General features: G+C 67.9%; 14 protein-coding genes. 12 read left to right on the top strand and 2 right to left on the bottom strand.

Translation table 11 applies throughout. The features are described from left to right. Positions 1-379: 379 nt before the first annotated feature. Positions 380-652: a hypothetical protein gene (locus tag VV867_RS28310; protein ID WP_009619255.1), complete on the bottom strand. Its 273-nt coding sequence runs from the start codon at positions 650-652 to the stop codon at positions 380-382. Positions 653-1,005: 353 nt separating this feature from the next. On the opposite strand from VV867_RS28310, the gene VV867_RS28305 reads away from it, so the two are divergent. The 12 genes from VV867_RS28305 to VV867_RS28250 all read left to right on the top strand — a co-directional run bounded on the left by VV867_RS28305 (position 1,006) and on the right by VV867_RS28250 (position 11,285). Next, entirely contained in the window at positions 1,006-2,130 is a 1,125-nt protein-coding gene (locus tag VV867_RS28305; protein WP_328568178.1) for a M14 family metallopeptidase, read from the top strand. 62 nt (positions 2,131-2,192) lie between these two features. Beyond that, a complete protein-coding gene (locus VV867_RS28300; protein WP_177412113.1) occupies positions 2,193-2,348 on the top strand; it encodes a hypothetical protein in 156 nt (51 codons plus the stop codon). Between the two features lie 241 nt (positions 2,349-2,589). Next, positions 2,590-3,606, top strand: coding sequence for a phosphate ABC transporter substrate-binding protein PstS (gene pstS, locus VV867_RS28295; protein ID WP_328568177.1), 1,017 nt, complete (start codon positions 2,590-2,592; stop codon positions 3,604-3,606). 96 nt (positions 3,607-3,702) lie between these two features. After that, a complete protein-coding gene (pstC, locus tag VV867_RS28290; protein ID WP_425343548.1) occupies positions 3,703-4,668 on the top strand; it encodes a phosphate ABC transporter permease subunit PstC in 966 nt (321 codons plus the stop codon). Position 4,669: 1 nt separating this feature from the next. Further along, complete coding sequence (pstA, locus tag VV867_RS28285) at positions 4,670-5,542, top strand: phosphate ABC transporter permease PstA (RefSeq protein WP_328568176.1); 873 nt, start codon at positions 4,670-4,672, stop codon at positions 5,540-5,542. Further along, complete coding sequence (gene pstB, locus VV867_RS28280; RefSeq protein ID WP_370686624.1) at positions 5,542-6,327, top strand: phosphate ABC transporter ATP-binding protein PstB; 786 nt, start codon at positions 5,542-5,544, stop codon at positions 6,325-6,327. The genes pstA and pstB overlap by 1 nt, the downstream gene beginning before the upstream one ends. A 285-nt stretch (positions 6,328-6,612) precedes the next feature. Further along, positions 6,613-7,083 carry a hypothetical protein gene (locus VV867_RS28275; RefSeq protein WP_328568175.1) on the top strand — a complete coding sequence of 157 codons (471 nt, stop codon included), beginning with the start codon at positions 6,613-6,615 and terminating at the stop codon, positions 7,081-7,083. Between the two features lie 149 nt (positions 7,084-7,232). After that, positions 7,233-7,631, top strand: a complete 399-nt coding sequence (locus VV867_RS28270) for a hypothetical protein (protein ID WP_275629719.1) — start codon at positions 7,233-7,235, stop codon at positions 7,629-7,631. Positions 7,632-7,718: 87 nt separating this feature from the next. Further along, positions 7,719-8,171 (top strand): PaaI family thioesterase, encoded by a 453-nt coding sequence (locus VV867_RS28265; protein ID WP_109936017.1) that lies wholly within the window; start codon positions 7,719-7,721, stop codon positions 8,169-8,171. Between the two features lie 523 nt (positions 8,172-8,694). After that, positions 8,695-8,964, top strand: coding sequence for a hypothetical protein (locus VV867_RS28260; RefSeq protein ID WP_328568174.1), 270 nt, complete (start codon positions 8,695-8,697; stop codon positions 8,962-8,964). A gap of 296 nt (positions 8,965-9,260) precedes the next feature. Beyond that, positions 9,261-10,559: an MFS transporter gene (locus VV867_RS28255; protein WP_328568173.1), complete on the top strand. Its 1,299-nt coding sequence runs from the start codon at positions 9,261-9,263 to the stop codon at positions 10,557-10,559. A 72-nt stretch (positions 10,560-10,631) separates the two neighbouring features. After that, on the top strand, positions 10,632-11,285 hold the full coding sequence (locus VV867_RS28250; RefSeq protein WP_328568172.1) for an HAD family hydrolase: 654 nt from the start codon (positions 10,632-10,634) through the stop codon (positions 11,283-11,285). Between the two features lie 88 nt (positions 11,286-11,373). Here VV867_RS28250 and VV867_RS28245 read toward each other — a convergent pair whose 3' ends face one another. Beyond that, positions 11,374-12,408: an ABC transporter substrate-binding protein gene (locus VV867_RS28245; protein ID WP_328568171.1), complete on the bottom strand. Its 1,035-nt coding sequence runs from the start codon at positions 12,406-12,408 to the stop codon at positions 11,374-11,376. Positions 12,409-12,599: the final 191 nt, after the last annotated feature.

Below are 12,599 nucleotides of genomic sequence, written 5' to 3'. Positions count from 1 at the left end.
ACAGGGACGTACCCTCGGGGCGGGCCTCCGTGGCGGGGGAATTCGCGAGGGTAGCCCGGCTCCATCGGGCCCGTATGCGGGGCAAGCCTTTTTGGTTACTTTTGTGGCGTTTGACAAAAGTGACTCGCCCGAGGGGGCGAAACAAAAAACATCCGAGCACTCGGAGCGGCGCGCTACACCAAGCCCCCAAGCCATTGAGCTCCCGCGTTCGCGGGAATGACGAGGGGGAGGTCGGAGCACAGAAGCAAGATTCGCGAGCAAGAACCAGGCGTCCCCCTCGCTCCTACAACAGCCTCATCCCCTAGCCGGAAATAAAAAAACGCCGTTTCCCTCCCCGCGAGAAACGGCGCTTTTCAGCCCCGGGCCAGAGGCCAGGCCCTCACTCGGGCATATGCCATTCCTGCAGGTCATACCCCTCGCGATTCAGTTCCTCGCGCGCCTGGGTCAGCAGGTCGGCCAGCCGGGCCGGGTCGGAGTATTCGGTGCAGGGGATGCGCGTCAGGCCCAGCAGGCGGGTGCCGGTGCGGTCGAGGACGGACAGGTCGAGGCTGCCGTCGCCGCCGGACTGGTCGATCCAGGTGACGCAGTGGAAGGGTTGGAAGGCTCGTCCGGTGATCAGCAGAGCCTCGTTGAAACGAAGGGTCGCGTTCATGGTGGTTACACTCTCTGCGCAGGTCATCCATTGCTCTGTCAAGGGGACGGCGCTTCACTGATCCGTCCGATCTGTACAGCCCATTGACACCGCGAGCCGTGCAAAAAGTCACAACGCCTGTCGCTTTTGTGCACAAGGTTGTCGCATTGGAAACGGGAAAATTGCCGGCAATCTTCCGGGAAACCGCCGGTAAATGGCTCTGCCACGCGGCTTTCATCGAGCTTGCGGGGTGCGCCGTTGCGTCGCAGGGGCTGTGTGTCCTCGGCCCGGTTTTTCCGGGGCCGGTTCGTGACAGCCGGGGCAGGGCGCCGCAAGATAGCGGTTTTGCATCCGCTTTTGCCCGAGGAGGATTCATGGAGATTGGCTGCGACTTCGACAGCGGCAACATCCAGGTGCTGGATGCCAGCGACCCCCAGGACGTGCGCCTGGCCCTGCGCCCGGACCTGAAGAGCCCGCACTTCCAGTGGTTCCACTTCCGTGCCGGCGGCCTGACCCCCGGCCGGCGCTACGGCTTCAGCCTGACCAACGCCGGGCAGTCCAGCTACCCCGGCGGCTGGCCGGGCTACCGCGCCGTGGCCTCCTACGACCAGCGCGACTGGTTCCGCGTGGACACCCGCTACGACGGCCAGACCCTGCACTTCAGCCTCGACGCCGAGCAGCCGCAGGCCTGGTTCGCCTACTTCGAGCCCTACAGCCGCGAGCGCCACGCCGCCCTGGTGCGCCAGGCCATCGAGCAGGCCGGCGCCGAGCTGGTGGCCACCGGGCGCAGCATCGAGGGCCGCGACATCCCGCTGCTGCGCATCCGCCGCCACCCGCAGGCCACCCGCAAGCTGTGGCTGATCGCCCAGCAGCACCCCGGCGAGCACATGGCCGAGTGGTTCATGGAAGGCCTGATCGAGCGCCTGCAGCAGCAGGATGCGGAACTCGACCACCTGCTGCAGCACGCCGAGCTGTACCTGGTGCCGAACATGAACCCCGACGGCGCCTTCCGCGGCCACCTGCGCACCAACGCCGCCGGCACCGACCTCAACCGCGCCTGGGGCTCGCCCAGCGCCGAGACCAGCCCGGAAGTGCTGTTCGTCCAGGCGCACATGCGCCAGCAGGGCGTCGACCTGTTCCTCGACATCCATGGCGACGAGGAAATCCCCTATGTGTTTGCCGCCGGCTGCGAGGGCAACCCCGGCTACGGCGAGCGCCAGGCGCGCCTGGAAGCGGAGTTCCGCAAGCGCCTGGAGGCACGCGGCGAGTTCCAGAGCGTCCACGGCTACCCGCGCAGCGCGCCGGGCAAGGCCAACATGACCCTGGCCTGCAACCACGTCGGCGAGACCTACCAGTGCCTGGCGCTGACCCTGGAGATGCCCTTCAAGGACCACGACCTGGCCCCCGATGCCCGCACCGGCTGGAGTGGCGCGCGCGCCAAGCGCCTGGCCGGCGCCGTGCTCTCGACCCTGTCGAGCCTGGTGCAGGAACTGCGCTGAGTGGAATCTTCGCCGCCGCGTGCCACTCTAATGCTGTGAGGAACTTGCATGCGGAGGTGTCCATGTACAGGACGCGCAAGCTGTTGACCCCCCAGGAGATCGAGGACCTGCAGGAACGCATGGAGGCCATGGAGGAGCTGGACTTCCGCGAACGCCGCGAAGTCCGCAAGAACCGCGGGGGCGACCGTCGCCCGCGCCTGGCCGCGGCGCCGGCCTGACCGGAGGCACCCGGCCGGCGCTTGCCGCGCGGCCGGGCGCGCAGGGCGCGTTAGCCCCTGGCGGCCCTGGCGCGCCGAGTTGCGGAGGGGGGCCGGGACAGCCGCGCTGCCATTAAGTTGCCAGTACGCAGATTATTAATCTCGCTGTCATAAAGCGTACACATTGGCGGCATTAAATCATCACGTCTTCTAACCAACCGGGGACTTCCCGGACTTCCTCCCATATTGAGGTATTGACGTGATGCTGCTCAGCAAAACCCGCTTGTCCGTCCTGCTGGCTTCCATGGCCCTGACCGGCCTGGCCCATGCCACTGATGTCACCGGCGCCGGCTCCAGCTTCGTTTACCCGGTGCTGTCGAAGTGGTCCCAGGAATACAGCAAGTCCTCCAGCAATCGCATCAACTACCAGTCCATCGGCTCCGGCGGCGGCATCGCCCAGATCAAGGCCGCCACCGTCGACTTCGGCGCCTCCGACGCCCCGCTGTCGGCCGACGACCTGAAGGCCGCCGGCCTGGGCCAGTTCCCCAGCGTGATCGGCGGCATCGTGCCGGTGGTCAACCTGGACGGCGTCGAGCCGGGCAAACTGCACCTGGACGGTGAAGTCCTGGCCAAGATCTTCCTCGGCAGCATCACCGACTGGAACGACCCGGCCATCGTCGCCCTGAACCCGGGCCTGAAACTGCCGGCCACCAAGATCACCGTGGTTCGTCGCTCCGACGGTTCGGGCACCTCCTACAACTTCACCAACTACCTGTCCAAGGTCAGCGGCGAGTGGAAGGACAAGATCGGCTTCGGCACCACCGTACCCTGGCCGGTCGGCATGGGCGGCAAGGGCAACGAAGGCGTCTCCGCCTACGTCAAGCAGATCAAGAACTCGATCGGCTACGTCGAATACGCCTACGCCCTGCAGAACAAGATGGCCTACGCGTCGCTGAAGAACGCCGCCGGCAAGTTCGTCGAGCCGAACACCAAGAGCTTCCAGGCTGCCGCCGACACCGCCGACTGGGCCAACGCCAAGGACTTCAACCTGCTGATGACCAACGCCCCGGGCGACAGCGCGTGGCCGATCACCGCCACCACCTGGATCATCATGTACAAGCAACCGAAGAACGCGGAACAGGCCCAGGCCGCCTTCCACTTCTTCAAGTGGTCCCTGGAGAACGGCCAGCAGCAGGCTGCCGCCCTGGACTACGTGGCGCTGCCCGAATCCCTGGTCAAGCGCATCGAAGGCTACTGGAAGTCGGACTTCGCCCGCTGATCGGGTGAATGACCAGGACCGCCGCCCGGAACCCCCGTGCGGCGGTTCGCTTGCTTGGATGAACCGATGTCTACCGAATCCTCCCCGTCCATCGCCATGCCCAACCTGAAGGCCGCCGAAGCCGAAGACCGCGCCCAGCGCGACCAGCGCCACGACCGCTGGTTCCGCAACGCCATGTTCGGCTCCGCCATCCTCGTGCTGTTGCTGCTCGCCGGTGTCGCCGGCTCCACCCTGTGGGGCGGCAGCCTGGCCTTCTCGCACTTCGGCCTGGACTTCCTCACCAGCACCGAATGGGATGCGGTGAACAACAAGTTCGGCGCCCTGGTGCCGATCTACGGGACCCTGGTCACCTCCTTCCTGGCGCTGCTGATCGCCGTACCGGTCAGCTTCGGCATCGCCATCTTCCTCACCGAGCTGGCGCCGCCGTGGCTGCGCATGCCGGTGGCCGCGGCCGTCGAGCTGCTGGCCGGCATCCCCTCGATCATCTACGGCATGTGGGGGCTGTTCGTCTTCGGCCCGTTCATGGCCCAGCACATCGCCCCCTGGCTGAACGACTACCTGGGCGCGCTGCCGCTGGTGGGCGGCCTGTTCCAGGGCCCGCCGCTGGGCATCGGCATGCTCAGCGCCGGCATCGTCCTGGCGATCATGATCATCCCCTTCATCACCTCTGTGATGAACGAAGTGTTCCACAGCGTACCGACCACCCTGAAGGAATCGGCCTACGCCCTGGGCAACACCACCTGGGAAGTGGTCTGGGACATCGTCCTGCCCTACACCCGCTCGGCGGTGGTCGGCGGTATCTTCCTCGGCCTCGGCCGCGCCCTGGGCGAGACCATGGCGGTGACCTTCGTGCTGGGCAACTCGCAGCACTTCTCCGCCTCGCTGCTGATGCCCAGCAGCTCCATCGCCTCGGTGATCGCCAACGAGTTCAACGAGGCCTACACCGACCTGCACCGCTCCTCGCTGATCGCCCTGGGCTTCCTGCTCTTCGTGGTCACCTTCATCGTCCTGGCCGCCGCACGCCTGATGCTGCTGCGCCTGTCCCAGAAGGAGGGCAAGTGACATGGCCGGCAACGAAAGCCTGTATCGCACCCGCGACCTGAAGAACCGCGCCGCCATGGTGCTCAGCTGCGGCGCCACCCTGTTCGGCCTGATGTGGCTGGCGTGGATCCTGCTGACCACCATCAGCCACGGCATCGAGGCGCTGAACCTCGACCTGTTCACCAAGATGACGCCGCCGCCGGGGGCCGAGGGCGGCCTGGCCAACGCCTTCTACGGCAGCGTGCTGATGAGCGCGCTGGCGCTGCTGATCGGCACCCCCATCGGCCTGATGGCGGGCATCTGGCTGGCCGAGTACGCCCGCCACACCCGCATGGGCACCGTGGTGCGCTTCATCAACGACATCCTGCTGTCGGCGCCGTCCATCGTCCTGGGCCTGTTCGTCTACACCAGCGTGATCCTGCCGCTGAACTACCTTTCCGACCACCGCGTGGGCTTCTCCGCCATCGCCGGCGCCCTGGCCCTGGCCCTGCTGGTGATCCCGGTGGTGGTGCGGACCACCGACGAGATGCTCCAGTTGCAGCCGACCACCATGCGCGAGGCCGCGCTGGCCCTGGGCGTGCCGCAATGGAAGCTGACGTTGCAGATCGTCCTGCGCGCCGCCCGCGCCGGGGTGATCACCGGCATCCTCCTGGCCCTGGCGCGCATCACCGGCGAAACCGCGCCGCTGCTGTTCACCGCCTTCGGCAACCAGTTCTGGAGCAGCGACCTGCTCAAGCCCATGGCCAGCGTGCCCGTCGTGGTCTTCCAGTACGCCATGAGCCCCTTCAGCGACTGGAACGCCCTGGCCTGGGCCGGCGCCCTGGTGCTGACCCTGTTCGTACTGCTGCTCAGCCTCACCTCCCGTCTCATCCTTCTGCGCAATAGGGCATCCTGATGACTGCCATGACCACCGCCATCGCCGCCGAACGCACCAAGATCCGCGTTCGCGACCTGGAGTTCTTCTACGGCGAGCACCGTTCGCTCAAGTCCATCAACATGGACATCCCGGAGAAGTGCATCACCGCCATCATCGGCCCGTCCGGCTGCGGCAAGTCGACCCTGCTGCGCATCTTCAACCGCATCTACTCCCTGTACCCCAAGCAGGAAGCCCGCGGCGAGGTGCTGCTCAACGGCGAGAACATCCTCGCCCCCGGCTACTCCATGAACCGCCTGCGCAGCCAGGTGGGCATGGTGTTCCAGAAGCCGGTGCCGTTCCCGATGACCATCTACGAGAACATCGCCTACGCGGTGCGCCACCACGAGAAGGTCAACCGCCGCGAGATGGACGACCGCGTCGAGCAGGCCCTGCGCGGCGCCGCCCTGTGGGACGAGGTGAAGGACAAGCTGAACGCCAGCGCCCAGGGCCTCTCCGGCGGCCAGCAGCAGCGCCTGTGCATCGCCCGCACCATCGCCCTCAAGCCCCAGGTGCTGCTGCTCGACGAACCGACCTCGGCGCTGGACCCGATCTCCACCGGGCGCATCGAGCAGCTGATCACCGAGCTCAAGCAGGAGTTCACCGTGGTCATCGTCACCCACAACATGCAGCAGGCGGCGCGCTGCTCGGACTACACCGCCTTCATGTTCCTGGGCGACCTGATCGAGTTCGGCGACACCGACACCCTGTTCACCAAGCCGGCCAAGGAGCAGACCGAGGACTACATCACCGGTCGCTTCGGCTGAGCCTTCGCGCACCGCCGACGCCCGCCGCGGAACGCTCCGCGGCGGGCGTTTTCATTGCGGATTCCGGCAAGCCCTTGCCACCCACGGCAGGCGCTTGCCGATGGCGCGCTCTTCGTAGGAGCGAGCTTGCTCGCGAACGGGCCTTCCCGGTTGCACCGCTGCCGTGCGGTTCGCGAGCAAGCTCGCTCCTACAGGGGGGGGCGGAGCCGTTATGAACGCCGGTCGCCACCCTGGCGTGTTTCTTGCCCGGTACAAGGCCTCCCCTTCGGCAGCGGAGTCCCGCCCATGAACATCATCGACGGTTTCAGCACCCTGGGCCTGGCGACCAGGCTGGTGCGCGGCGTGGTCGCCGGCGCCAGCGAGTTCGCCAGCTACCTGGCCAGCGCCAGCAGCGCAGACGCCACGACGAGCGGTACGAGCGATACGCCTTCCGGCGCGGTAGCATCCTCCGGCGCCGCCGCGCAGAACGGCGGCAGCGCCCTGGACGAATTCCTCGCCTACATGAAGCTCAGCCCCGGCGAAAAGCTGCGGCACAGCGTCATGCAGGACATGGACATCACCCAGGAGCAGCTCGATGCCATGCCCGCCGAGGACCGCGAGCGCATCGAGAACGAGATAGCCCAGCGCATCAGGGAAAAGATCACGCAGCAGGCCGACGCCGGCAGCCCGCCGGTCGCACCCACTGCCACCCCGGTGGCCCTGAAGCAGATGTACGGCGTTGAACGAACCCAGCCCAGCCTCGATCTCCTCGGTTGACCCCGCCCCGGCCGGCCCTCCTGCCGGCCGCCAGCCGCCCGCGCCGGCCATGTATCGAAGCCGATGCAGGACGCTACCCGATGCCGGGTGCATCGCTGAACTCCGTTGCCTAGACTGCGGTCTTCCGCAGTAAGCCCACGTTTGCGCACATGTCTTCCATGCAATCCCACAGCAAGTTCATCGGCCACGTTCCCCGCCACCTGATCCAGCAGGCCGTGCCGAAGAAGGTCGGGCGCGGCTGGCGCGCCGACTTCAACGTCGCGGTCTGGCTGCACCTGGCGCTCGCCGACGAGCTGCAGGTGACCCTCAAGGTCAGCTACCAGGACGGCGAGACCGTTCGCGAGCAACTGATCGACCGCGGCCGCCCCGGCTTCAACCAGCGCATCCTGCTGTGCGGCATCGCGCGCCTGGAATACAACCAGGCCATCGAGTCCATGAGCCTGTCGCTGCTGTCCGACGAGCCCATCCAGACGCTGATGGTGGACGAACTGTTCGTCCAGGCGGTGGAGCTGCAGCGCGACGGCGAGCGCAGCCGCAAGCGGCGCTGAAGATTCATCCGAAGGAGTGATACGCCGGGGCCGGCCGATGCGCTGAAATGGCGGCCTACCGTGCCGAACACGCCAGCAGGATCGCCCATGAGCTTCGACCCTTCGCAACTGCAGTCCTACACCCAGTACCGTGGCATCGCCATCCCGCTGCTCGACCACCTGAAGTTCCGCTACCTGCCGGCCGGGGAGGGCGGGCGCGACGGCCACCTGGTGCTGCGGGTGGAGCGCGAGCACCTCAACGGCTGGAACAACGCCCACGGCGGCGTGCTCATGAGCCTGCTCGACGTGGCCATGGCGCTGGCCTGCAGCCACGCCGACGAGGCCGGGCGCGGCTGCGTGACCATCGAGATGAAGACCAGCTTCCTGCGCCCCGGCGGCGACGTCGGCGAAGTGCTCGAAGCCTTCGGCCACGTCCGCCACCGCACCCGCTCCATCGCCTTCTGCGAGGCCGAGATCCGCAATGCCGCGGGCGATGTCGTGGCCACCGCCAGCGGCACCTTCAAGTACCAGGACAAGCCGCGGCCGGTGATCGACGCCTGAGCCTGCGCCCCGGAATTACTGTAGGAGCGGGCCCTGCCCGCGATTCGCGCGCAGGGCGCGCTCCTACAGGGGGCACATGGCCGACGCCGCGTAGGAGCAACTGTCTTGCGGCCCGCGCCGAAATGCTCTTCGTAGGAGCGAGCTTGCTCGCGAATAAACCCCGCTGCGGAGTCCGTTCGCGAGCAAGCTCGCTCCTACAGGTTGCCGGAAGGCGTGGCATTTCCCTGTAGGAGCGGACTTTGTCCGCGATTGGATTCACCCGCCACGCCGGACACCCCGATGGCACGGCCAACGGCGGATAACCGCGAACGGTTATTCGCCCTACGCCAAGGTTGGCCGTTGCGTAGGGCGGATAACGCCCCAGGCGTTATCCGCCGCCTGACCTTGGCCGCCGGCCCGCTCGGTTCCGAACCTGGCATCGCCGCCCCGACACAACCAATCCCGTCGTGCCCCGACCAACGGCCCACCCCCCAGGCGACGACCTGCGCCTTCCCGTAATAAATGTGTGGCTATGCTTGGGCCCATGGACATCCGGATCGAACAGACCGATGGTGATCCGCCCACATGGAAGGTCTTCCTGGGGACGTTCTTCATCGTATGCACCAGTGAAGACGAAGCCTCCGCCTGCGCCGAGGCCGCGCACCGCTACGCCAGCGCCAACCCGGCCATCCACTGCGACCTGCCCAGCCCGCCGGCAGCCATGACGCCCCTGCGCGCCGGCTGTTGCCCACCCAGCGGCGCCGAGCTGGAGGCCTGGGAACTGCGCTGGCCGGAGCGCTACCTGGGCACCTGAGCGCCGCGACCGAATCCCCGCCCACAGCCATCACCCGCCTATACCCGCCTATACCTGCCTCCTGGCTGGGCGCAGGCGGTTTTCCGACAGCGCCGCATCGCCCCCGCCGTAGCCGACTTCCGTAATTGCGCCGAGCACTGTGGGACTTGACCCCCGGGCTTCGCAGCGTGAGCCAGCGGTCAAGTTCTGCGCGTTGCGCCACACCTAAGCTCGCCCCTTCGTGCCGCTGGACGAGGCCTTGCCGTGCACCGGCCGCACCCACCACAAGAAAAGAACACCAAGGGGGAGCACCACTCATGCAGACTCGAACCGGCGGCTGGACCGCCCAGCAGCGCTGGCGCATCCAGATCTTCGCCATCACCTGGCTGGCCTACGCGGCCTTCTATTTCACCCGCAAGGCCTTCTCCGTGGCCAAGCTGGGCATTGGCGAAGACCCGGGCTTCGTCCTCGACAAGGCGGCGATGGCCGACCTGGATGCCCTCTACCTCGCCGCTTATGCCGTGGGCCAGTTCGTCTGGGGCAGCTTCGCCGACCGCTACGGCCCGCGCGTGGTGGTGGGCGTAGGGCTGTTCGTCTCGGCCCTGGCGGCGCTGGCCATGGGCACCTTCGCCACCCTGCCGATCTTCGCCACCTGCATGGTCGTCCAGGGCCTGGCGCAGTCCACCGGCTGGTCGGGATTGTGCAAGAACATGGGCTGCTTCTTCTCCACCGGCGAGCGCGGCCGCGCCATGGGCTACTGGAGCACCTGCTACGCCTTCGGCGGCCTGGTGGCCACGCCCTTCGTCGGCTGGTGCGCCTACCGGCTCACCGACGACTGGCAGGTGGCCTTCCTTTCCGCCGCCGGCGTGGTGCTGGTGGTGGGTTGCCTGTTCCTGCTGCTGCAGCGCAACCGCCCGGAAGACGTCGGCCTGCCGCCGCTGGAGGACCGGCACGAACCGCCGACGCAAGCCGACGGCGGCCTGTGGGACGCGCTGCGTCAGGTGCTGCGCAACCGCACCGTGCTGGTCCTGGGGCTGGCCTACTTCCTGCTCAAGCCGGCCCGCTACGCCATCCTGTTCTGGGGCCCGGTGATTATCTACGAGCGCATGCCGGAGATCGGCAAGGTTGCCGCGGCCATCGTCCCCACTGCCTTCGAGATGGCCGGCCTGCTCGGGCCCATCCTCATCGGCCTGGCCTCGGACCGGCTGTTCGGCGCCCGGCGCATGCCCGCCTGCGTGCTCAGCCTGCTGGCGCTGGCGGTGTGCCTGGCGCTGTTCGTGCCGGTGCTGCTGAGCGGCAACCTGTACCTGGTGGTGGGGTTGCTGTTCCTGATGGGCGTGACCCTCTACGGCCCCGACTCGATGATCAGCGGCGCCGCCGCCATCGACTTCGGCACCCGCCGGGCCGCCGGCACCGCCACCGGCTTCGTCAATGGCTGCGGCTCGGTGGGGGCGATCCTCGGCGGCCTGCTGCCCGGCTACTTCGACACCCTCTCGGTGTTCGTCCTTTTCACCGGCACCGCCCTGGCGGCCTGCCTGCTGCTGGTGCCGTTCTGGTACAGCGTCCCGCAGGGCCAGGCCGGCACCGTACCCGCCAGCGGCCTGCAGGCGCGCTGAGCCGCCAGCGCCGACACGCCGGGCCGCGGGGCGGCCCGGCCAGCATTCCCGAGCACACTAAGGAGCAGGCCCATGGCCCTCGCACTCTTCGACCTGGACGACACCCTCATCGACGGCGACTGCGCCAGCCTGTGGAGCCGGCACATGGCCGACCTGGGCTGGGTGGACGGCGATGTCTTCGTCCACCACGACCAGGCGCTCATGGCCCTCTACGCCCGGGGCGAACTGGCGATGGAGGACTACATGGCCTTCACCCTGGCACCGCTGGCGGGGCGCACGCCCGCAGCCGTCGCCGCGGTGGTGGAGCCCTTCGTCACCGACGTCATAGGCCCGCGCATCCGCTTCGACGCCCTGGGCTGCCTGAACCACCACCGCCAGGCCGGCGACCGCCTGCTGGTCATCTCCGCCTCGGCGCACTTCCTGGTCGCCAGCATCGCCGCCCGGCTGGGCGTCAGCGAAGTCCTGGCCATCGACCTGGAGCAGAGCGACGGGACCTACAGCGGCCACACCCGGGGCACCCTGACCTACCGCGCGGGCAAGATCGCCCGCCTGCGGACCTGGCTGCAGGCACAGGGCGAAAGCCTGGTCGGCGCCCACTTCTACTCCGATTCGCGCAACGACCTGCCGCTGCTCTCCCTGGTGGAGAACCCCCGCGCGGTCAACCCCGATCCGGCCCTGCGCAGCCACGCCGAAGCCTTCGGCTGGCCGATCCTCGACTGGCGCTGACGCGCCCGCCGGGCAAAAAGAAGCCGCCCGCAGGCGGCTCGGAAAGTGGGCGCGGGCACGCCACACTGTGGGAACGGGGTTTCGGCGATCAGCGCGCCGCCCAGGCGTTGAAGCGCTGCTCCAGCTGTTCGCCGTGGTCGGCCCAGAAGGCGGCGTTCATCTGCACCTGGTTGGCCAGGTTGGCCGCGTCGGTGGGCATGTCGCGGCGCCGGGCCTCATCCACCTGGCCGACCGCGGCGGTGTTCACCGGGCCGTAGGCGATCTGCTGGGCGTAGGCCTTCTGCTGCTCGGTCTGCAGCACGAACTCGATGAACCGGCGGCCTTCCTCGGCGCGCCTGGCGCCCTTGGGAATGGTGAAGGCGTCCATGTCGTAGATGCCGCCGTTCCAGACGATGCGCAGGTTGCTCTCGTTCTGCACGGCGGCGATCCGGCCGTTGTACACCGAGCTCATCACCACGTCGCCCGAGACCAGGTACTGCGGCGGCTGGGCGCCGGCCTCCCACCACTGGATGCTCGGCTTGATCTGGTCGAGCTTGCGGAAGGCGCGGTCCTGGCCTTCCTTCGTGGCCAGCACGGCATAGACGTCCTTCGGCGCCACGCCATCGGCCATCAGCGCGAACTCCAGGGTGTACATGGCGCCCTTGCGCAGGCCACGCTTGCCCGGGTACTTCTGCAGGTCCCAGAAGTCGGCCCAACTGGTGGGCGCGGTCTTCAGCTTGTCGGCGTTGTAGGCCAGCACCGTGGACCACACGAAGAAGCCCACGCCGCACGGCTGCACCGCGCCTTCGAGCAACTGCGGGGCGAGCCTGGCGATGGCCGGGTCCTCGCCGATCTCCTCCAGCAGGCCCTCGTCGCAGGCGCGGGCCAGCTCCGGCATCTCCATCTCCACCACGTCCCAGGACACGCTGCCGGTATCCACCTGCACCTTCACCTTGGCCATCTCGCCGTTGAACTCGTCGGCGATCACCCGGCTGCCGGCCTGGGTCGCATAGGGCTCGTAGAAGGCCTTGACCTGGGCGGCCTTGTTGGCGCCGCCGTGGGACACCACGGTGATGTCGGCATGGGCCTGGCCGGCGAGGCAGGCGAGGGCTAGGGTGATGGCGCTGCTCAGGGACTTGTGCATTGTTGTTCTCCGTCGAGTCGGTGAGGGCTGGCGATTCGCGATTAGTCTCGGCGCGCCGCGCGGCGCCGGACAATCAGACGGAACAACGATTCGGCCGGGGCCGCTCGTACCTCCGTACGGGGCGCCGCGCCCCGGCGCGACAGGCGGGCGGCATTGGTGTCATCCTTGCCCGCGCGCCACCTCCACCCGCC

Origin of the sequence: Pseudomonas sp. JH-2 (assembly GCF_036231725.1) — a bacterium.
In the GTDB taxonomy this organism is placed as follows: domain Bacteria; phylum Pseudomonadota; class Gammaproteobacteria; order Pseudomonadales; family Pseudomonadaceae; genus Pseudomonas; species Pseudomonas delhiensis.
Note: the sequence above shows the minus strand (reverse complement) of the source record. Positions and strands in the feature narration are given on the sequence as shown.